Source organism: Cryobacterium sp. Y50 (assembly GCF_002929805.1).
Classification (GTDB): domain Bacteria; phylum Actinomycetota; class Actinomycetes; order Actinomycetales; family Microbacteriaceae; genus Cryobacterium.
Genome location: NZ_PJJM01000099.1, coordinates 57,095 through 78,252, shown reverse-complemented (window position 1 = coordinate 78,252; position 21,158 = coordinate 57,095). Strand labels below are relative to the sequence as shown.

The following is a 21,158-nucleotide window of genomic DNA, read 5'->3' as shown; positions in this document are numbered from 1 at the left end:
ACGCCGAAACCACCCTGGAAATGAACCACTCCATCGGGCATAAAAGATCACTTGCATGCCCGATTGAGAAAAACCTGTGGGAATATCGGCCATAATGGAGGGGTGACCAGCTCCTCAATTACTCAGACGGCGAGTGCGCCCGTTGTGAACCGGCCTAACAGCGTGGCTGTGGGCACCATTGTGTGGTTGGGCAGCGAAGTGATGTTCTTCGCGGGGCTCTTCGCCATCTACTTCACGCTTCGTTCGACCTCTTCCGAGCTTTGGCTCTTCGAGGCGGACAAGCACAATTTCACCTTTGCGTTGATCAACACGCTCGTGTTGGTGTCTTCGTCGGTGACCTGCCAGTTCGGGGTGTTTGCGGCCGAACGACTGCAGGCCCGGTCGACCGGCTGGAAGCCGAGCGAGTGGGGCATGATCGAGTGGTTCTTCCTCACCTACGCTCTTGGCGCGATCTTTGTTACCGGTCAGGTGTTCGAATACGCCACCCTGGTGTCCGAAGGAATCTCACTTTCTTCCAACGCTTACGGTTCAGCTTTCTACATCACGACCGGCTTCCACGGAATTCACGTGACGGCGGGCCTGCTCGCCTTCCTTCTGGTTATTGGGCGCGGTTTCGCGGTCAAGAATTTCGGGCACAAAGAAGCCACCAGCGCTATTGTGGTTTCCTACTACTGGCACTTCGTCGACGTCGTCTGGATCGGGCTCTTCCTGGTCATCTACGTTCTTAAATAGAAGTTCTGACTGAGAAACGGGAGCGGACTACTTCAGCATGACCACGATCAAAACACCTCGTACACGCCGGCCACGCAAAACCGGGCGTCGCCACCCGCTCGCCAGCATTGCTCTTATTGCCGTTGGACTCCTGTTCACCGGAGGCGCCTATGCGGCCTTCAGTACCAGCACCGCCGTTGCGACAACGGATTCTTCGTCGCAGCAGACCATCGCTGAGGGCGAAAAGCTCTTTGCCGCTAACTGTGCAACCTGCCATGGACTGAGCGCCCAGGGTTCCGCGGAAGGCCCTAGCCTGATCGGAGTCGGCGCAGCGTCGGTGGACTTCCAGGTCGGCACCGGACGCATGCCCATGCAGATGCAGGGGCCACAGGCACAGAAGAAGCCGGTGCAGTTCACTCCTGAACAGATCACAGCGCTCGCGGCCTATGTCGCTTCTCTGGCTCCCGGCCCCGCAATTCCGGCGGCTGAACTGCTCGACGCTGCTGCTGGCGATGCTGCAAATGGCGCAGAATTGTTCCGGATCAACTGCGCGATGTGCCACAACGTGGCCGGCGCCGGCGGCGCCCTGACCGAGGGCAAGTTCGCGCCCGCGATCGAGAACGTGTCAGCACAGCACATCTATGAGGCCATGATCACCGGCCCGCAAAACATGCCTGTCTTCAACGACATGAACATCACGCCTGAAGATAAGCGCGACATCATCACTTACCTCAAGTACGTCGAAGACAACCCGTCTCCGGGCGGCCTGGCACTCGGTTCTCTGGGGCCAGTGGCTGAGGGACTCTTTATCTGGATCTTCGGACTGGGCGCAATCGTGGCCCTAACCGTGTGGATCACCGCAAAATCTAACTGATAAGCGGGTAGCCGGTCTCGACTCGCTACCCGGTTTCACCCGCACGCCGCGCAGTACAAACGCGCAGAGTATTTTCACAGCCCACAAAGGAGAACAATGGCCAAGGACGATAACGGCGCGGAGGACGTAACCGCCCCCGACTCGCCTGGCGAGGAGCTCGCTCCAGTCGCCGCAAGTACAGCCGTCGTCACACGGGATTCCCTGGTTAATCCGGGATTCCCACCGCACCGTCCGCGCGTCACCGACCTTGACCATAAGGAAGAGCGCAAAGCGGAGCGTGCCGTCTACACGTTGTTCTACGTTTCCATCGTGGGTAGCGTTTTCGCGATCGCCGCCTACATGGCCTTCCCCATCGTCCCGGAAGATCCGGGCTCCGTGCGCCTCAACAACCTGTTCATCGGACTTGGACTCAGCCTGGCACTGCTCGCCATTGGTATCGGTGCCGTGCACTGGGGTAAGGCGCTCATGAGCGATCATGAAGGCGTTGACGAACGCCACCCGGTTCGTGGAACCGAACCCGTTCGGGCTCGCGCCGTGGAGATCTTTCAGCAGGCGAATGAGGAATCCGGTTTCGGCCGCCGAACGCTTATTCGTAACAGCCTGATCGGCGCCCTTGTCGTATTCCCGCTGCCGGCCGTCGTCCTGTTCCGCGGGCTCGGTCCAATGGACCAGAACCCGGTCGAATTGCTCCACGAAACCATGTGGAAAAAGGGCGTCCGCCTGACGATGGACCCAAGCGGCACGCCAATCAAGGCGTCCGACGTTACACTAGGATCGTCCTTCCACGTCATTCCCGAAGGCCTGTCCGAGATGGAGCACGGTCGCTTGGAAGAAAAAGCCAAGGCAGCCGTCCTTCTTATTCGTATGGACCCAGCAGACCTAGTTGAATCCGACGAACGCAAGACCTGGTCTTACCAGGGCATCGTTGCTTACTCCAAGATCTGCACTCACGTGGGATGCCCGGTAGCGCTGTACGAACAGCACACCCACCATCTCCTTTGCCCGTGTCACCAGTCGCAGTTCGATGTTGAGAACCACTGTAAGGTCATCTTCGGACCGGCCAAACGGGCACTACCACAGCTCCCGATTGCCGTGGACGCTGAAGGCTACCTGATCGCGCAGAGCGATTTCACTGAACCAGTCGGCCCGAGTTTCTGGGAGCGAGCATGACAACAATAAACACCCGCGAATCCGCTGAGGATCAAACCGTCGGGACGAAGAAGGCTGGCGGCTTCACGGCCACGGCCGCTAATTACATCGACGAGCGCACGAGCATCTCCGGCGCGGTCAAAGAACTTGGTCGCAAGATCTTCCCTGACCACTGGTCATTCCTGCTCGGCGAAGTAGCGCTCTATAGTTTCGTTATCATCCTGTTGTCTGGGTCGTTCCTGACCTTCTTCTTTCAGGCGTCCATGGCAGAGGTCGTCTATGACGGCTCCTACGCGCCGCTCAAGGGCGTCCCAATGTCCGTGGCGATGTCGTCAACCATGGACATTTCGTTCGACATTCGCGGCGGACTGCTCATGCGCCAGGTACACCACTGGGCAGCGCTACTGTTTGTCGCCGCCATTGGGCTGCACATGCTGCGGATCTACTTCACCGGGGCGTTCCGTAAGCCGCGCGAACTCAACTGGGTGATCGGTTTCATCCTGTTCATCCTCGCGATGGCCGAAGGATTCACCGGCTATTCTCTCCCCGACGACCTGCTCTCCGGTAACGGCCTGCGCATCATCGACGGTCTGGTCAAGGGCATCCCGGTGATCGGAACCTGGACCTCGTTCCTGCTCTTCGGCGGAGAATTCCCCGGTACCGATATCGTCGGAAGGCTGTATTCGCTGCACATCTTGCTGCTGCCCGCGATCATCGTCGCGTTGATCGCAATGCACCTCCTCTTTGTCGTCGTGCACAAGCACACCCAGTACCCGGCCGCGGGACGCACCAACCAGAACGTGGTCGGATATCCGGTGCTCCCCGTGTACGCCGCCAAGGCCGGTGGGTTTTTCTTCATCGTCTTCGGCGTAGTCATGCTGATCGCCTCTTTGTTCACAATCAACCCGATCTGGAATTACGGCCCGTATGACCCGTCGCCGGTGTCGGCCGGTACCCAGCCCGACTGGTATATCGGTTTTGCTGACGGAGCCATGCGTTTAATTCCGCCGGGATGGGAGTTCGTGTGGCTGAACCACACCTACTCGCTCAATATTGTGGTCGTGCTGGCCGTGGTCGGACTGTTCATCGTCACTGTCATGGTCTACCCCTTCATCGAAGCCTGGATCACCGGAGACAAGCGCGAGCACCACGTGCTGGATCGACCGCGCAACGCTCCGACCCGCACCGCTATCGGTGCTGCGGGCGTCACGTTTTACGCCTCGCTTTGGGCCGCAGCCTCATCGGATATCATGGCCACGCACTTCCACCTCACCATGGAAGGTGTTATCCACACCCTCCAGGCCACAACGCTGCTGGGTCCGATTCTGGCCTTCTTCATCGCCAAGCGCGTCTGCCTCGCGCTGCAGAAGAAGGACCGCGAGATCGTGCTGCACGGCTACGAGTCTGGCCGCATCGTTCGACTGCCCGGCGGTGAATTCGTCGAAGTACACCAGCCGGTCGATGAGTACGAGCGCTGGAAGCTGGTGAGTTACAGCGACTTCAAGCCGCTCATGCTTCGCCCCAACGCCCAGGGCAAGATCGGCCCTGCCGAGAAGGTTCGCGCCGGACTGTCCCGCTGGTTCTTCGAAGATCGGATCACTCCGATCACGCAGACCGAGCTGAGTCACGCCCACGGCGACCACCCCGCAGCAATCACCGACCAGGAGCACCAGTCGGAGATCACCGACAAGTAGCGCTATATCAGGCACCAGCACAGATCGGGCATCGATGTCACTCCAGACGTTATCGGAGTGGCTTCGATGCCCGAACTGTTTTCTGCCCCTCTCCCCCACCGGCACACTACGATTGGGATGCAGCACGGGGCATTCCTTTGACGTCAACAAACGGGGTTTCATCAATCTCCTCACCGGCGCGCCCAAGTTCATCGGTGATAGCGCAGCTATGCTCGATGCCCGTGACACTTTTCTCGCGGCCGGCTGGTACGAACCGCTCCAGGCCGCCGTCCGCGCCGTTATCTCCGCCGAGCACCCCCGTCGCCTCCTGGACGTAGGCTGCGGCACCGGTTATTATCTACGCGCGGCATTGCCCCCAGGTGAGGACGTGCGTGCGCTCGGCATGGATCTCTCCCCCACAGCCGTGAGTCGAACCATGCGCTCACACGACCGCATTGACGGGCTGGTCGCGGATGTCTGGTCCCCGCTTCCCGTTCAGGACGCTGCTGTCGACGTCATTCTCAACGTGTTCGCACCCCGCAATGCTGCGGAGTTCCACCGCGTCCTCCGACCCGGTGGGCTGCTTCTCGTCGTGGTTCCCCGGCCAACGCATTTGCATGAGCTGCGGCGGGCCGGCCTGGCCGTGGAGATGCAGGCCGACAAAGCCGCACATCTCGAAGCGAGTCTCGGGGCCTGGTTCGCCCTGGAGAGCGCGCAGCAAATGGAACAAAACGCAGCGCTCTCAGCGGCCGAGGTGGTCTCGCTTATCGGCATGGGCCCGTCGTCCCATCACGCTGCATCGGCGGGGCCTGAGTCGACTCCAGCGTCGGTGCAAGACGTGACGATCGCCTTTGATGTCTTTGGATTTCGTCGCCGCGCCACGGAGTTGTGCTGACACGCTTGACGGATCGCTAAACGACGATACCGACCTGCCGGTAACGGCAGATCGGTGTCGCTTGGTTGCTGTGTGGTTAGCGGGCGAACAGGCCTCGGTAGTACTCGTACACCCATCCGGTCAGGGCGATCAGGCCCAGACCGAGCCCAATAAAGCAGATCCAGAAGCCGACCGCTAGGCCGAGGAAGAGCAGCGCCGTAGTAGCGGCGAGGAAGATCGGCCACCAGCTCCACGGGCTGAAGAAGCCCATTTCGGGATCTCCGTCGTCGATGTTGCCATCGAGGCGGTCCTCGGGGAGTTCGCCACCCTGAGCGGCGTGCACCTTGTCCAGGTAGAACGCGACGAATGCCATGAGCAGTGTCGACAGTCCGAGCATGAACGTGCCTGCCCATTCGACCCGTCCGTGGAAGGGATCGAGCAGACTCCAGACGACGTACACAGCCGTGACGACCGCGAAGAAGACGGTGAGCACCCAGAGCAGGTTGACATTGGTCTTCACTTATTTCACCTGATTCGAGTCGATATCGTAGACCAGCACGTCGGGCGCATCCTTACCGGGACCGATTCCGATAGGCAGACCGGCTTCGGGATGGTTGAGGTCGAAGGCCGGCCGTTCGGAACGAATTCGCGGAATGGACGTGAAGTTGTGACGCGGCGGTGGGCAGGACGTAGCCCACTCAAGTGAGGAGCCATAGCCCCACGGGTCGTTGACCGTGACGAGTGGCGCCTTGCGGGCCGTGATGTACACGTTCAGGAAGAATGGAATCATAGACACGGCGAGGATCATGGCACCGGTGGTGGATACCTGGTTCATCCAGGTGAAGCCGTCCTCCGGGGAGTATGTCGCGTATCGACGCGGCATCCCCATGACTCCGAGCCAGTGTTGGATCAGGAACGTGGTGTGAAAGCCGATAAACAGCAACCAGAAGTGCCACTTGCCGAGGCTCTCGTTGAGCATTTTGCCCGTCCACTTGGGCCACCAGAAGTAGAACCCGCTGAACATGGCGAACACGACGGTACCGAAGACCACGTAGTGGAAGTGGGCGACGACAAAGTAGGTGTCTGACACATGGAAGTCGAGCGGCGGCGACGCCAGGATCACGCCAGTGAGGCCACCGAAGGTGAACGTGACCAGAAAGCCGATGGCCCAGATCATAGGCGTCTCGAAGGTCAGCGACCCTCGCCACATGGTGCCGATCCAGTTGAAGATCTTCACCCCGGTTGGCACCGCGATGAGCATGGTCATGAGCGAGAAGAACGGCAGCAAGACTGAGCCGGTGACGTACATGTGGTGTGCCCAGACCGAGACGGAGAGTGCGGCGATGGAGATGGTTGCGTAGATGAGCGTCTTGTACCCGAACATCGGCTTGCGGCTGAACACCGGGAAGACCTCGGACACGATACCAAAGAACGGCAGGGCGATGATGTACACCTCGGGGTGACCGAAAAACCAGAATAGATGTTGCCAGAGTATGGCACCACCGTTGGCCGCGTCGTAGATGTGCGAGCCGAAGATGCGGTCGGATGCTGCAGCGAGCATGGCGGCGGCGAGCACCGGGAAGACCATCAGGCTGAGCAGCGCGGTGATGAGCGTGTTCCAGGTGAAGACGGGCATACGCCACATCGTCATACCAGGAGCACGCATGGTGATGATGGTGGTTATGAAGTTAACCGAGCCAAGAATGGTGCCAAAGCCCGACAGTCCCAGCCCGACCATCCACAAATTGCCGCCGACTCCCGGCGAAAACGTTGTACTGGCGAGTGGCTGGTAGGCGAACCATCCAAAGGATGCCGCGCCCTGCGGGGTCAGGAACCCGGCGACGGCAATGAGGCTACCGAAGTTGAAGAACCAGTAGGCCAGTGCGTTGAGTCGCGGGAACGCAACGTCTGGAGCACCGATCTGGAGCGGAACCAGGAAATTAGCGAATCCAAAGAACAGCGGTGTCGCGAACATCAGCAGCATGATCGTGCCGTGCATCGTGAACAGCTGGTTGTACTGCTCCTTCGTCTGCACGACATCGAGTCCGGGGGCGAACAGCTGGGCACGGATGATGAGCGCCATGACGCCGCCGAGGCAGAAGTAGATGAACGACGTGATCAGGTACATGTACCCGATGACCTTGTGATCGGTAGAGGTGATCCACCGAACGAGAATATTTCCCTTGGGCTCCGCAGACGGAGAGACCGGCGGTGCCGGACGTGACTCGACTGGTGCGATGGTCGTACTCATGATTTAGTTGCCCTCCGGAGCCGTTGGGGCACTCGTGCCCGGCTGAGTCTGATTGCGGTCGTAATCGTTGTCGAGCTGGCCGACGTTGCCCGCGGAACGCAGAGTCTGAATGTAGGTGTCGTAGTCCGACTGAGAGACGACTTCGACGTTGAAGAGCATGAGCGAGTGATATTCGCCACACAGCTCGGCGCACTTGCCCTTGAAGGTGCCGATGCGTTCGGGGATGACCGACATGTAGTTGGTCTTTCCAGGAACGACGTCCTTCTTGTAGAGGAAGTCGATAACCCAGAAGGAGTGGACAACGTCGCGAGATTCGAGAGCGATTTCAATCTTCTGGTCAACCGGCAGAACGAGCACGGGAAGTTCAGACTCGATGAGTGAACCGCGTTCGCCGTCGGGATCTGGCTGACCCTGAATTCCGGGTGAATAAACGTCTTCGTCGACATAATTGAAGTCCCACGCCCATTGCTTGGCTTGCACTTCGATCTTGACGTCTGGAGTTTCGAATCGGCTTTCAATGGCGATCTGGTCACGAACCGTGAAGGCGAAGAATCCGATGACCAGGATGAGCGGCACGACCGTGTAGAAAATCTCGATCGGCATGTTGTAGCGCAGCTGGACCGGGAGCCCGGTTTGGCCCTTCCTTCGGCGGTAGACCACGATCGTCCAGATGACCAGCCCCCAGGTAATGAGACCCACGATGAGGAGAACGATCCACCCCGTGGTCCACAATCCGGCGATGCGATCGGTCTGATTACTGACCGGCGCTTCACCCTCTTCATTAAAGCCGGGCAGGAAGCCGTGAAGCTGGGCCTGCGTGCATCCGGCCAGTACAACGGCTAACGTCGCTGCGAGCGGAATAGCAGCCCAACGAAGGCGGTGGTTATTGCGCACCGGAGACCTTTCGGGAGATTCGAGGACACTTCTCAGGAAGTGTTTTGATCGATCTCAGCCTACTCCGCGATAGCGTGTTCGAAGTGCACCCTCGGGTCGTGGCGGCGAGGTTTTCTGCAGCGCCACCGCTGATGGCCCGTCAAATCCTGCGAGACCAGGAGAAAACGGCCGAAGAATGACGGGGTGGAAACAAGAAAGGCAGGGACATCATCACCCGATGATGTCCCTGCCCAACAGTTTTTCTGAAGCGGATGCCTAGCTGAAGGAATCGCCGCAGGCGCAGCTACCGCCGGCGTTCGGGTTGTCGATGGTGAAGCCTTGCTTCTCGATCGTGTCTTCGAAGTTGATCGAGGCGCCATCGAGGTACGGGACGCTCATCTTGTCTACGACAACTCCGACACCGTCGAAGTTGACGACGGCATCACCTTCGAGAACCCGCTCGTCAAAGTACAGCTGGTAGATCAGGCCGGAGCATCCGCCGGGCTGCACGGCGACGCGCAGACGGAGGTCTTCTCGACCTTCCTGGGTCAGGAGGCTGCGCACCTTGAGTGCCGCGACCTCGGTGAGGGCGATGCCGTGCGCGGCGCTAGGCGTAGCCACGTCAACGGAGCTGATAGTCGGGGTCATGGTGTCGGTCATGGTTCTCCTTGGTTCGCGCAGTGACTGCTTCGCACGCAGGTTTTGGTCTCGATAATTCTACCTCGGACAACCAGAAAGTCGACCTGGGCATTCCCACGCTCTCATACTTCCCTGAACGGGGTTCACGCGGTCAATGCCCGGTGCGTTCATTCAGGCGGCCGAGCAGGAACGCTTCGCTGAGTACGGCCCGTTTGAAGACCCCCAGGTGCAAGGATTCGTTCGGGCTGTGCGCGCGGGAGTCGGGGTCCTCCACCCCGGTCACGAGAATCTGGGCGGCCGGAAAAACGCGCACCAGGTCGGCGATGAACGGTATCGATCCTCCCACGCCAATGTCTACCGGCGGCGTGCCCCAGGCATCCGTCATGGCCGATCGTGCTTCGGTAACGGCCCAGCCGCTGGTGTCGACCAGGAAGGGCTCGCCGGTGTCGACATCGTCGATCTCGATCACCGCACCGAAGGGGGCGTGCTCGCGCAGGTGCGTTTCGATGGCGACCATGGCCTCGACCGCGGACTGCCCGGGCGCGATGCGCGTGCTGATTCGAACGCTCACACTGGGTGTGAGCGTGTTCGACGCATTGTCGACGCTCGGGGCGTCGATACCGGTGACGGTGAGGGCGGGCTGCGACCAGATTCTGCTGAGAATGGAACCGTATCCGATCGGGCTGACACCGGGCAGGAGCCCGGTTTCGGCGCGCAGTTGTTCCTCGGAGTAGTCGGGGGTGGGCACGTCGATGCTGGTCAGCCCGGCAACGGCAACCGAACCATCATCACCGTACAGCGTCGCGAGCAGCTTGATCATGGCCAGCATGGCGTCCGGGACCGCTCCGCCGAACATGCCGGAGTGCGAAGCATGCGCGAGCGTGCGCACGGTGAGCCGCAGGGTGACGTTTCCGCGCAGTGCAGTCGTGATGGCGGGCGTGTTCACGTCCCAATTATTGGAATCGGCCACGACGATCACATCGCTGCGCAGGGCCTCGCGGTTCTCGTCGAGGAAAGTCGCGAAGGAGCGACTCCCGAACTCTTCTTCGCCCTCGATGAAGAGCGCGATTCCGAGCTCAAAGTCCAGGCCAACGGCAACGACCAGGGCACGAATGGATGCCACGTGCGCCATGACGCCAGCCTTGTCATCGGCGGCACCGCGCCCGTAGAGCCGGTCGCCGCGGACGGTCGGGGTGAAGGGGTCGGATTCCCAATCTTCGTCCTTGCCGGGAGGCTGCACGTCGTGGTGAGCGTAAAGGAGCACGGTCGGTCGGCCGTTGCGGGCCGGACGAGATGCGAGGATGGCCGGCTGGCCGAGTTCGGTGCCGCCGCCCGCACTTGCCGGCACTGTGGCGGCCTGCACGATGTTGACGGACTCGAACACGCCGAGGTCGCGCACGAGCGCAGCGACGGCGTCGGCGCTGGCGGCGACGTGGGCACGGTCGAAGGCGGCCCAGGATACCGATGGGATGCGCACCAACGCGCACAGGTCGGCGATCGTGCTGGGGAGCCACTGTTCGACGGCGGTGCGGATGGCGTTTTGCGCCCCCGACTCCGCTTCCGAGTGTGCGGCGAAGCCCTTGGTCGGGGAATTTGTCTGTGCGTTACCAGTCATACGGGTAATCTTAAGGCACCCAATTGCAAGGATTTGATGTGGCTAAGACTCCCGTAACCCCCGACGCCCAGCCGTCGATTGAAAGCTCAGACGAGACCGCAGCGCGCCTCGGTCTCACGCACACTGCCGGCAAGGGTCAGGCGACCCCCACCCGCAAGAAGCAGGAAGCGGCCAACAAGCGCCCGCTGGTGCCGGACGACCGCAAGCTCGCCGCCAAGCAGGCACGCGCCAAATCCACAGCGGCTCGCGATGTCGCTCGGGCCGGCATGGCTGCTGGTGTCGACAAGTATCTGCCGCTGCGCGAACGCGGTCCACAGAAGCGGTATGCCCGTGACTACGTCGACGCACGGTTCAACGTGGGCGAGTTGATGATCCCGATCATGTTCCTGGTCATCCTGCTCACCACGATTCCTAGTGTCGCTGGCGTGTCCATCATTGCGCTCTGGGCTTTCTTCATCCTCGCCGTTGTCGACTGCGTCGCACTTGGCTTCATCCTCACCAAGAAGATCGAGGCCAAATTCGGCGAGGAGAAGGCCGAACGCATCCGCTGGTATGCAGCCATGCGTGCGCTGCAGTTGCGGCCGATGCGTCTGCCCAAGCCGCAGGTCAAGCGCCGCCAGTACCCGGTGTAACCGCTCCGGCACCCCAGCCGGGGCGCCGGAGTCTTCGCTATCGCTCGAAGGCACCAGCACGAACAAGCGGCACGCGCACTTCCTCATCGGTGAGGGAACCGTGCTGCCCGATCATGCCGCGCGCCTTCTGGTTGACCGTCCGGGAATCGTAGTAGGCGATCCCCTTGCGGGCGGCGATGAGCACATCGCCAATGCGCGGCAGCACCTCGTCGGCCACGCGCCCGTAGAGGCCGGCCGCCACCGCCTCGGCGCGAGTATAAACCCAGGCACGATCCCCCTGCGACTGCCGCCAGGCACCCGCAAGCGAGTCAGCGTCGACCACGGACTGCTTTGGTTCAAGGTAGAGCTGCACGCAGCGCGGGTCCCCCGCCACGTGGCGAACCCCAGTAACCAGTACCGGCTCGGTGTCGAACAGCACGTGTTTGGTGCTGGGCACATCGATCACGCCGTGGTCTGCGGTGAGGAGTAGCCCCTCATCGGAGCGCAGCGTCGCCGCGAACCGGGTCACCTCCGAATCGAGGTTCTCGAGTGCAGCCAACCAACGGTCCGATTCCCAGCCGTGCGCGTGGGCGACAACGTCGAGTTCAGCGACGTACAGGTAGATCAGGGCGGTGGGGTTCTCATTCAGGATGCTGCGCGCGGCGGCAAATCGATCGGCCACCGTCTCGGCGGGCACGTACTGTGCTCCACGCAACACCGCCTGGGTGAAGCCGGAGTCCAAAAACTTTTTCGCGCCGATGGCGAAGCTGGGCACGTTGTCGTCGGCGGCCCGGTCGAAAACGGTGCGAGCCCGCTGCCAGGTCGCGGGTTGCATGCCCTCGTCCCAGCCGGTCAACTGGTTGACGACCCGGTCGCGAGCCGCATCGAGCACCTGGTAGCCAACGAGACCGTGCTGGCCCGGTTCCACCCCGGTGGTCAGGGTCGCTATCCCCGCCACGGTCGTGGCCGGGAAGACCCCGTCGATAATGTTGGATTTGTTGAGGCGGGAAGCCAGAAAACGGGCGTGCCCGGCGCGGGCACGGATCGAGCTGACGCCGAGGCCGTCCGCCAGAATTACGACCGCTTTGCGCACCGCGGGCAACCCGAGCGGATTCGGTCTGGCACAAACGGCATCGAGGGAACTGGTGAGAACATCGGCCAGGCGCAGGGCACTGAATTGGCGGGCCGGTAGCATGGTGAGCATCGGGTTCTATTCTTTCACAGGGACGAACCCGCGCCCTCCAGCGCTCCCGAGAGCGCCCCAGACGTAGTGCGGCGGTGACCGGAACACTCGGTCGCCGCCGCACGCTTGAAGCAGAATTCGCGAATGAGCCGCTCAGACAGCACTACACCCGCCGCCAGCACAGCCAGCACCGAACGCATCGAGGACGTCGATGTGTCGGTCGAGATGCAGGGGTCCTTCCTCGAATACGCCTATTCGGTGATCTACTCGCGCGCCCTGCCCGACGCCAGAGACGGTCTCAAGCCGGTGCAGCGCCGCATCCTGTACCAGATGAGCGAGATGGGTTTGCGCCCGGACAAGGGGCACGTCAAGAGCGCCCGTGTCGTCGGTGAGGTGATGGGCAAGCTGCACCCGCACGGCGACACCGCCATTTATGACGCCCTCGTGCGCATGGCCCAGTCGTTCTCGCTACGCGTGCCGCTGATCGACGGACACGGCAACTTCGGTTCCCTCGACGACGGGCCGGCCGCTCCCCGCTACACCGAAGCCCGTCTGGCGGCCCCGGCGCTCGCCATGACCGAGAACCTCGACGAAGACGTCGTCGACTTCGTGCCCAACTACGACAACCAGCTGACCCAGCCCGATGTATTGCCGGCCGCCTACCCCAACCTGCTGGTCAATGGCACGAGCGGCATCGCCGTCGGTATGGCGACCAATATGGCACCGCACAATCTGATCGAGGTCGTCGGGGCCGCCCGGCATCTGCTCGCGCACCCGAACGCGACGCTGGACGACCTGATGGAGTTCGTGCCCGGGCCCGACCTGCCCACCGGCGGCACCATCGTCGGTCTGGCCGGAATCAAGGATGCCTACAGCACCGGCCGCGGCAACTTCAAGACCCGGGCTCGCGTCTCGGTCGAGTCGATCAGCGCCCGCAAGACCGGGCTCGTCGTGACTGAACTCCCGTACCTGGTCGGCCCGGAAAAGGTGATCGAGAAGATCAAAGACGGCGTCAACTCGAAGAAGCTCAGCGGTATCTCCGACGTCACCGACCTGACCGACCGCACCAAGGGGCTGCGTCTCGTCATCGGCATCAAGACCGGTTTCAGCCCTGACGCTGTGCTCGAGCAGCTCTACCGCTACACCCCACTCGAAGACTCGTTCAACATCAACGCGGTCGCCCTCGTCAACGGAGCCCCGCAGACCCTCGGCCTGCTTGAATTACTGCACGTCTATGTGAATCACCGTATCGACGTCGTCACCCGCCGCTCCGCCTACCGGCTGGCCCGCCGCAAGGAACGCCTGCACCTCGTGCTCGGCCTGCTCGTGGCCATTCTCGACATCGACGAGGTCATCCAGGTGATTCGCGCGAGCGACGACACCGAGCAGGCCCGCGCCAAACTCATCGACGTGTTCGACCTGAGCCAGATCCAGGCCGAGTACATCCTGGAACTGCGGTTGCGCCGCCTCACCAAGTTCTCCCGCATCGAACTCGAAGCCGAACGCGATCAGTTGCTCGCCGAAATCGCCAAGCTGGAGAAACTCCTGTCTTCCAAGGCCGCTATCCGCACGCTGGTCTCCGAGGAGCTCGTTGCCGTCGCCGAAAAATTCGGTACCCCGCGCCGCACGGTACTGACCGAGGCGAAGCCGAGCATTGCGGGACTGTCGGCGGCCGCCGCCAAGCGCCAGGCGGCCGTGCTCGAGGTGCAGGACATCGCCACCCGCATCTTCCTGAGCGTGACCGGTCGCATCGCCCGGGTCGACCTCGCCAGGGTCGACGATTCACTTCCGCCCCGAATCCAGCCGCCGCAGCGCCGCAGCAAGCACGACGCTGTGCTCTCCACGCTGGACACGACGAGCCGTACCGAGGTGGGCGCGGTGACCAACCAGGGTCGCCTCATCCGCTTCTCTCCCGTTGATCTGCCCGTGATGCCGCCGACGTCGATTCAGCTCGCCGCCGGGGTGCGAATCAGCGAGTACCTTGTACTGCCCGACAAGAAGGAGCGCGTACTCGCCATTGTCTCCCTCGACTCCGACCGGGCGATTGCTCTCGCCACCCGCCAGGGTGTTGTGAAGCGCGTCACCCCCGGGGACTGGGCCAACAAGCCCGACTTCGAGATCGTCGCGCTCAAACCCAAGGACGAAGTGGTTGGCGCGGTACAGGGCGCAGAGGATGACGACCTCGTTTTCATCACCTCGGACGCCCAACTATTACGCTTCACCGCCGCTGGCGTGCGGCCACAGGGCCGGGCGGCCGGCGGCATGGCGGGCATCAAGCTGACGCCGGGTGAGTCGGTCGTCTTTTTCACCAGTCTCTCGACCGAGGACGTCGCCACGGCGATCGTAGTGACGATCGCGGCGAGCAGTCAGACCCTGCCAGGGACCGACCCCGGCAGTGCCAAACTGAGCGACTTTTCGGAATACCCGGCCAAGGGGCGAGCCACCGGCGGCGTGCGCGCCCAGCGTTTTCTAAAGGGTGAAGACACCCTCGCCATCGCCTGGGTCGGGCCTGCTCCGGCCCGGGCTGTGGGTCCAGACGGCACTCCCCGCGCCCTCCCCGAGTCCGGATCCCGCCGGGATGCCTCCGGAGTCATGCTCGACGCCATCATCGGAGCCATCGGCGCTGAAATCTAGGTTGTTCCTGGCCGTTAGACGTCGATGCGATCGCGGGACAGCTTGTCCGAGCTGTCAATGATGAACTCCTTGCGCGGGGCCACATCATTCCCCATCAGCAGTTCGAACACCTTACCGGCCGCTTCGGCATCGTCGACGCGCACCCGACGCAGGGTGCGATGGGCGCGTTCCATGGTGGTGGTCGCGAGCTGGTCGGCATCCATTTCGCCGAGGCCCTTGTAGCGCTGGATCGGGTCCTGGTAGCGGCGATTCTTCTTTTCGAGTGCCGTCAACACCGCGTGCAGCTCGGTTTCGGAATAGGTGTAGATGGTCTCGTTGGGTCTGCTGCCCGGATTCATCACAACCACCCGGTGCAGCGGCGGCACCGCGGCGAACACGCGGCCCTCGGTGATCATCGGGCGCATGTAACGAAAGAACAGGGTGAGCAGCAGGGTGCGAATATGGGCGCCGTCGACATCGGCGTCGCTCATAATGATGACCTTGCCGTAACGCGCCGCCGACAGGTCGAAGCTGCGCCCGGAGCCGGCACCGATCACTTGGATGATCGAGGCACACTCGGCGTTGGAGAGCATGTCTGAGACGGAAGCTTTCTGTACGTTCAGAATCTTGCCGCGGATCGGCAGCAGCGCTTGATGCTCGCTGTCGCGCGCGAGCTTGGCGGTGCCGAGCGCTGAGTCGCCCTCGACGATGAACAGCTCACTCGTGGACACGTCGTTGCTGCGGCAGTCGACCAGCTTGGCCGGCAGGGAGGAACTCTCCAGGGCATTCTTACGCCGCTGGGTTTCCTTGTGCGCCCTGGCGGAGATGCGCGACTTCATCTCGGCGACGATCTTGTCGAGCAACAGAGCTGACTGGGTTTTGTCGTCTCGTTTCACCGAGGCATAGCGCTCCGCCATAACCTTGGCGACAACGTTGGCAACGATCGCCCGCACGGCCGGCGTGCCGAGCACCTCTTTCGTTTGGCCCTCGAACTGCGGTTCGGGCAGGCGTACGGTGAGCACGGCGGTGAGGCCGGCCATCACGTCGTCCTTGTCGAGCTTGTCGCTGCCGACCTTGAGCCGGCGGGCATTCAGCTCAACCTGGCCGCGCAGAAATTTGAGCAGCCCGGCGTCGAAGCCGGCCTGGTGCGTGCCGCCCTTCGGCGTGGCGATGATGTTCACGAAGCTCTGCACGATCGTGTCGTAGCCGGTCCCCCAACGCAGGGCGATATCCACCTGGCAGTCGCGCACGAGTTCGGTGGGCACCATGGCGCCCTTGTCGGTGAGTACCGGTACGGTTTCGCTGAAGGTGCCACTGCCGGTCAGCCGCCAGGTATCGGTGATCGGGGCATCCGTCGCGAGATGCTCGACGAATTCACTGATACCGCCATCGAACTGGAACAGGCTGACCACGTGCTCGTCGGTACGTCGGTCGGCGACCTCGATCGCCAGGCCGGGAACGAGGAACGCCGTCTGTCGGGCCCGGTTCAGCACCTCGTCGGTCTGGAAGGCTGCACCCTTGGTGAAGATCTGCCGGTCGGCCCAATAGCGAATGCGGGTTCCGGTGATACCGCGCTTGACCTTTCCGATCACTCGCAGTTCGCTCTGGTTCTTAAACGGAGTGAATGGGGCGTCCGGACTTTTCTCCCCCGTGTCGGCAAACAGGCCGGGCTCTCCGCGGTGGAAGGACATGGCCCAGGTCTTGCCGTCCCGGTCGACCTCGACGTCGAGGCGTTCGGACAGGGCGTTGACAACGGATGCTCCCACCCCGTGCAGTCCGCCGGACGCGGCATAAGATCCGCTGCCGAACTTACCGCCGGCGTGCAGTTTGGTGAAAACGACCTCGACGCCGGTCAGACCGGTCTTGGGTTCGATATCGACCGGGATGCCGCGGGCCGTGTCGCGCACCTCGACGCTCTGATCAGGGTGCAGCTCGATATTGATGCTCGCACCGTGACCACCGAGGGCCTCGTCAACCGAGTTGTCGATGATCTCCCATAGGCAGTGCATCAGACCGCGAGAGTCGGTTGAACCGATGTACATGCCGGGGCGTTTGCGCACTGCCTCCAGTCCTTCGAGGACGGATAGGTGGCGCGCGGAATAGTCAGAACTCACAACAGTCAAGAATACCGGGGCCAACCGGGGTGCCTTCGCGCAACGCCCGCCGACCCCTCCCGTCATGCGCGGGTCACAACTGAGCAACGCGGCTACGCGGTGAGCGAAATACCGCCCAATCACCGCGCAAATCCAGCCAGGCCGTGTTTACATTAGTGAAAGGGTTCAAGCAATAAAGTCTGGAGGAGGAGAATATGTCCCAGATCGCCACCGAAAATGGTGCTGTAGACAACGGTGCTGAAAACAAGCAGGGCGCCCCCCACCAGCTCACCGCAGCCGACCGCTGCGATGCCTGCGGTGCCCAAGCCTATATTCGCGTCGTCGTGAAGAACAGTGAATTGCTGTTCTGTGCTCACCATGGCCGCAAGCATCAAGAGAAGCTCGCGAGCATTGCCGAGAGCTGGCACGACGAGTCGAGTCGTCTGCTCGAAGACCAGCGTTCATAGCTGATCGTCTAACCTTAGTCGGCTCTAGCTGACGTCGAACGGATGCCGCGCGCGCGGCTGGCTCAGGCCAGTCTCGTTGCGCGGTTTCCTCGTTAACGCCCGGCTGGCTGCATTCTGACCGCCCGCTATTCGGCTGGTTGCCCCAGTCGCAATGCAACCTGGTTGCGCGCGACCCGCGCGGTCACATCGACGGATTCGGCTACGGCGCCGCGGAAATAGGCGAGACCGCGGCGACGGAAGGCCGCCTCGAGCAGGTGATCGGCCAACCCGGGGTTTTTGGCCAGAACGGGACCGTGCAGGTGGGTGCAGAACACCTCACCCATGGTCAGCCCCTCGATCTGCGGTCCACTCGCCGGTGCATCCGCATTGCCGGTGCCATGGAGCACTCGGCCCAGCGGGCTCGCTTCGGCGCCGGCATAGTCGCGGGCGTGGTTCTCGAACCCGATCAGCCGCCCATACTTTGTCGACACGATGATATCGTCGGTGGCGCGCCGGGTGCGTGGCACCGCATGGCCGGCGACTAGCCCGAGGCCGTCGATCACCGTTCCATCGATGAGGTCGATCCCCCAGCTGAGCAGTTCCCAGCCGGTGCCGACAGCCATAATGGGCACGCCGGAATTCGACCAGACTCGCAGGTCCTCCACTACGGTACGGAGGGCATCCCTCGCGGGCAGCAGCGTAGCATCCGTTCCCGATCCGATCGACACCGCGTCGACGTGCTCGGGCAGGTCTGACCGGGTATGCACGTCGACCACTCGCGCTTCGCGGCCGCTCCACCGGGCCCGCTGGGCGAGCACTCGAGCGTTGCCGGCATCGCCGTTGGTGTCGAGGAGACGGGGCAGCAGCGAGATTACCGTGAAGGGGCGCTCGATTGACGTGGCGGTCATTTACGATTCCTCAACGTTGGAGACGAGGCCGAGGTGGGCGCGAGTGCGCCGCATGCCATCGGCCGAGAAGATTATCGTTTTCATTCCAAACACAGGATCCGGCAGCGCCAGGAAGGCATCCAGTGCGGTCGCGACGTCGGGTTCGATACGATCGACCGAGACTCCGTCGTAGGCCAGCTGCAGGGCGATGTCGTGCGCCTTCAGCCCGGAGGCGATCAGCACGTGACCGAGCCCCGAAGTATCGACCGGCCAGAAATATGAGGGATCCCGCACATCGGAGCCGATGATCACAATGATCTGCTCAGTGCCGGCCTCGAGGCTGTCGACGTTGAGCTGAAAGCTCGACGGGTTTTGCACGAGCACGAATTCGATCGCCTTACCGCCGACGGTGACGACTTCGCCGCGACCGAAAACGGCTGGCATTGCCGAGAGGGCGGCACAGGCGGTACCCGGGTTGAAACTCTCCCCCAGCGTGGCCTCGGCGGCGCCGAGCGCGGTCAGAGCATCAACGGCGTAGTGGATGCCGCGAGCCGGCAGTGCAATGCTGTGGCTGCCGCCGTCGGAAGGAAAATCAACTTTGGCAGTACGCCCCGCCATTCCGGTCAGTTGGAGTCCCGTTCCAGCGGGCAGACGCGATTGGGTGGTGTCGGCGTAGCCGAGGCCACGGGGGTGCTGAGTGAGAACGTCGGCGGTGACACCGTAGCGGGACAGTCGTACGCTCGGTTCGAGCCGGGCGCCGACATCGGCGAGGTAGCGGTCGTCGGCATTGAGAACCACGGTTTCGGTGGCGCGGGCAGCAATCTTCCCGAGCAGGGCCGAGACCATCTCGGAGTCGTGGAACCGGTCGATCTGGTCGACCATGACGTTGGTGAGGGCGACAACGCGTGGAGCCAGCGACCCGGCGATCAAGGCTCCGTGCCCTTCGTCCATTTCGAGAACGGCGACGTCACCGGAGATGCGCCCGGTCAGGGTGACCCGTTCAAGCAGGGCGCTGGTCAAACCCTGGCTGATATTGGCCGTCGACTGGTTGGTGAACACGGTCAGGCCGTGCGCCCGCAGAATGGCGACGAGCATCTTGGTCGTCGTCGACTTTCCGCTCGAACCGGTCACGATGATCAGACCGAGCGGAAAGCCGTTGAGGGTGTCGGCCAAGAAACGAGGCGCGATGCGGTTTACGACGACGCCGGGGATGGCCGAGCCACCACCAGGTTTGCGCCAGCGGGCCAGAACCCGAACCGCTCGACCAATCAGAATCGCCGGAGCATACTTCACCGACTTCACGAGAGCAGGGTCACGATCCGGGACTGCCGTATCAACGCCACTCTTTACTCGAGGTAGTCGCGTAGGGACTGCGACCGGGACGGGTGGCGCAGCTTGGCCATCGTCTTGGACTCGATCTGACGGATACGCTCACGTGTGACGCCGAAGGTATCGCCGATCTGGTCCAGCGTCTTGGGCATGCCGTCGCCCAAACCGAAGCGCATGCGAATGACGCCGGCTTCGCGCTCGGAGAGCGAATCGAGGAGGCTCTCGAGCTGCTTTTGCAGCATCGTGAAACCGACTGCATCCGCTGGAACAACGGCCTCGGTGTCTTCGATGAGGTCGCCGAACTCGCTGTCGCCATCTTCACCGAGGGGGGTGTGCAGGGAGATCGGCTCGCGACCGTACTTCTGTACCTCGACGACCTTTTCCGGCGTCATGTCGAGTTCGCGGCTGAGCTCCTCGGGCGTGGGTTCGCGGCCGAGGTCCTGCAGCATCTGCCGCTGCACCCGGGCGAGCTTGTTGATGACCTCGACCATGTGCACCGGAATACGGATGGTGCGGGCCTGGTCGGCCATGGCTCGGGTGATCGCCTGACGAATCCACCAGGTGGCATAAGTGCTGAACTTAAAGCCCTTGGTATAATCGAACTTCTCGACGGCGCGGATGAGCCCGAGGTTGCCCTCCTGGATCAGGTCGAGAAACTGCATGCCGCGACCGGTGTAGCGCTTAGCCAGCGAGACGACGAGGCGGAGGTTGGCACCGAGCAGGTGGCTCTTGGCGCGGGCGCCGTCCTTGGCAACCCACTGCAACTCGCGGCCGAGAGCGTTCTTCTTCTCGACATCGGTCATGACCGACAGCTTGTCCTCGGCGAACAAGCCGGCCTCGATGCGCATGGCCAGTTCTACCTCTTCGGCAGCGTTCAGCAGGGCGACCTTACCGATTTGCTTGAGGTAGTCCTTGACCGGGTCGGCCGTCGCGCCGGTGATGGCACTCGAGTAGACCGGAACCTCATCGTCGTCGTCAACCAGCGACAGCACGAGAGCGCCGCTCGGCAGCGGCTCGTTCGAGGCTTGGCGCTTGGTGCCTTCGTCGTCTGAGTCGTCTTCCTCGCCGTCCGGCGCGGTGTCGACGTCGGCTTCATCGTCTTTCTTGACGACCTTGGACTTGGTGACGCGCTTCTTGGGAGCAGGCTTGTCGACGCCAGCTGCGGTGGCTGCGGACTTCTTCGTCGCGGCGGCCTTGGCTGCTGCAGCCTTGGTGACGGTCTTCTTGACCGCCGTCGTGGGCGTCTCGTCGGACGCCTCGGTCTTTACGGTGGTTGCCATTAGAGCACCTCTCATGCGGAGTCGTACCTGCTTCTGTGCGACCGGTGACGGTGCCAG

At 62.4% G+C, this 21,158-nt stretch carries 18 protein-coding genes and 1 pseudogene; 9 read left to right on the top strand and 10 right to left on the bottom strand.

Features of this window, described 5'->3' with window-relative positions:
• The first annotated feature begins 102 nt into the window (after positions 1-102).
• The 6 genes and pseudogenes from CXY73_RS15280 (at position 103) to CXY73_RS15260 (ending at position 5,302) form a co-directional block, all read left to right on the top strand.
• Positions 103-732 carry a heme-copper oxidase subunit III gene (locus CXY73_RS15280; RefSeq protein ID WP_255411392.1) on the top strand — a complete coding sequence of 210 codons (630 nt, stop codon included), beginning with the start codon at positions 103-105 and terminating at the stop codon, positions 730-732.
• Between the two features lie 37 nt (positions 733-769).
• Positions 770-1,585, top strand: a complete 816-nt coding sequence (locus CXY73_RS15275) for a cytochrome c (RefSeq protein WP_104134309.1) — start codon at positions 770-772, stop codon at positions 1,583-1,585.
• 96 nt (positions 1,586-1,681) lie between these two features.
• Entirely contained in the window at positions 1,682-2,755 is a 1,074-nt protein-coding gene (locus CXY73_RS15270) for a ubiquinol-cytochrome c reductase iron-sulfur subunit (protein WP_104134310.1), read from the top strand.
• Positions 2,752-4,428 carry a ubiquinol-cytochrome c reductase cytochrome b subunit gene (locus tag CXY73_RS15265; protein WP_104134311.1) on the top strand — a complete coding sequence of 559 codons (1,677 nt, stop codon included), beginning with the start codon at positions 2,752-2,754 and terminating at the stop codon, positions 4,426-4,428. Before CXY73_RS15270 ends, CXY73_RS15265 begins: the two co-directional genes overlap by 4 nt.
• 34 nt (positions 4,429-4,462) lie before the next feature.
• Positions 4,463-4,552 (top strand): annotated as a pseudogene (locus CXY73_RS23600) (hypothetical protein); the annotation flags it as partial.
• A gap of 84 nt (positions 4,553-4,636) precedes the next feature.
• On the top strand, positions 4,637-5,302 hold the full coding sequence (locus CXY73_RS15260; RefSeq protein WP_158252963.1) for a methyltransferase domain-containing protein: 666 nt from the start codon (positions 4,637-4,639) through the stop codon (positions 5,300-5,302).
• 76 nt (positions 5,303-5,378) lie between these two features.
• Here CXY73_RS15260 and CXY73_RS15255 read toward each other — a convergent pair whose 3' ends face one another.
• The 5 genes from CXY73_RS15255 to CXY73_RS15235 form a co-directional block, all read right to left on the bottom strand.
• Positions 5,379-5,801, bottom strand: coding sequence for a cytochrome c oxidase subunit 4 (locus CXY73_RS15255; RefSeq protein ID WP_104134313.1), 423 nt, complete (start codon positions 5,799-5,801; stop codon positions 5,379-5,381).
• Positions 5,802-7,532: a cytochrome c oxidase subunit I gene (gene ctaD, locus CXY73_RS15250; protein ID WP_104134314.1), complete on the bottom strand. Its 1,731-nt coding sequence runs from the start codon at positions 7,530-7,532 to the stop codon at positions 5,802-5,804.
• Positions 7,533-7,535: 3 nt separating this feature from the next.
• On the bottom strand, positions 7,536-8,426 hold the full coding sequence (gene coxB / locus CXY73_RS15245) for a cytochrome c oxidase subunit II (RefSeq protein ID WP_104178179.1): 891 nt from the start codon (positions 8,424-8,426) through the stop codon (positions 7,536-7,538).
• Positions 8,427-8,681: 255 nt separating this feature from the next.
• Positions 8,682-9,065 carry an iron-sulfur cluster assembly accessory protein gene (locus CXY73_RS15240; RefSeq protein ID WP_104134316.1) on the bottom strand — a complete coding sequence of 128 codons (384 nt, stop codon included), beginning with the start codon at positions 9,063-9,065 and terminating at the stop codon, positions 8,682-8,684.
• Positions 9,066-9,195: 130 nt separating this feature from the next.
• Positions 9,196-10,659 carry a dipeptidase gene (locus CXY73_RS15235; protein WP_104178178.1) on the bottom strand — a complete coding sequence of 488 codons (1,464 nt, stop codon included), beginning with the start codon at positions 10,657-10,659 and terminating at the stop codon, positions 9,196-9,198.
• Positions 10,660-10,697: 38 nt separating this feature from the next.
• On the opposite strand from CXY73_RS15235, the gene CXY73_RS15230 reads away from it, so the two are divergent.
• The gene (locus CXY73_RS15230; RefSeq protein ID WP_104134318.1) at positions 10,698-11,291 is read left to right on the top strand and encodes a DUF3043 domain-containing protein; all 594 of its coding nucleotides are present in this window, start codon (positions 10,698-10,700) and stop codon (positions 11,289-11,291) included.
• A gap of 37 nt (positions 11,292-11,328) precedes the next feature.
• Here the strand turns inward: CXY73_RS15230 and CXY73_RS15225 are convergent, their stop codons facing one another.
• Positions 11,329-12,474, bottom strand: coding sequence for an alkaline phosphatase family protein (locus CXY73_RS15225; protein ID WP_233198377.1), 1,146 nt, complete (start codon positions 12,472-12,474; stop codon positions 11,329-11,331).
• A 123-nt stretch (positions 12,475-12,597) separates the two neighbouring features.
• Between CXY73_RS15225 and CXY73_RS15220 the strand changes: the two genes are divergently transcribed.
• On the top strand, positions 12,598-15,087 hold the full coding sequence (locus tag CXY73_RS15220) for a DNA topoisomerase (ATP-hydrolyzing) subunit A (protein ID WP_104178177.1): 2,490 nt from the start codon (positions 12,598-12,600) through the stop codon (positions 15,085-15,087).
• A 14-nt stretch (positions 15,088-15,101) separates the two neighbouring features.
• On the opposite strand, the gene CXY73_RS15215 is transcribed toward CXY73_RS15220, so the two are convergent.
• Complete coding sequence (locus tag CXY73_RS15215; protein ID WP_233198376.1) at positions 15,102-17,180, bottom strand: type IIA DNA topoisomerase subunit B; 2,079 nt, start codon at positions 17,178-17,180, stop codon at positions 15,102-15,104.
• Positions 17,181-17,374: 194 nt separating this feature from the next.
• Between CXY73_RS15215 and CXY73_RS15210 the strand changes: the two genes are divergently transcribed.
• Positions 17,375-17,626 (top strand): hypothetical protein, encoded by a 252-nt coding sequence (locus CXY73_RS15210; RefSeq protein ID WP_166787589.1) that lies wholly within the window; start codon positions 17,375-17,377, stop codon positions 17,624-17,626.
• 125 nt (positions 17,627-17,751) lie between these two features.
• Here CXY73_RS15210 and CXY73_RS15205 read toward each other — a convergent pair whose 3' ends face one another.
• From CXY73_RS15205 to CXY73_RS15195, 3 genes are read right to left on the bottom strand one after another with little or no spacing between them, the layout of a single operon-like run.
• Positions 17,752-18,513 carry a type 1 glutamine amidotransferase gene (locus CXY73_RS15205; RefSeq protein ID WP_104178176.1) on the bottom strand — a complete coding sequence of 254 codons (762 nt, stop codon included), beginning with the start codon at positions 18,511-18,513 and terminating at the stop codon, positions 17,752-17,754.
• Positions 18,514-19,794 (bottom strand): MurT ligase domain-containing protein, encoded by a 1,281-nt coding sequence (locus CXY73_RS15200; protein WP_146071774.1) that lies wholly within the window; start codon positions 19,792-19,794, stop codon positions 18,514-18,516.
• A gap of 44 nt (positions 19,795-19,838) precedes the next feature.
• The gene (locus CXY73_RS15195) at positions 19,839-21,116 is read right to left on the bottom strand and encodes an RNA polymerase sigma factor (RefSeq protein ID WP_104134322.1); all 1,278 of its coding nucleotides are present in this window, start codon (positions 21,114-21,116) and stop codon (positions 19,839-19,841) included.
• Between the last annotated feature and the right edge of the window lie 42 nt (positions 21,117-21,158).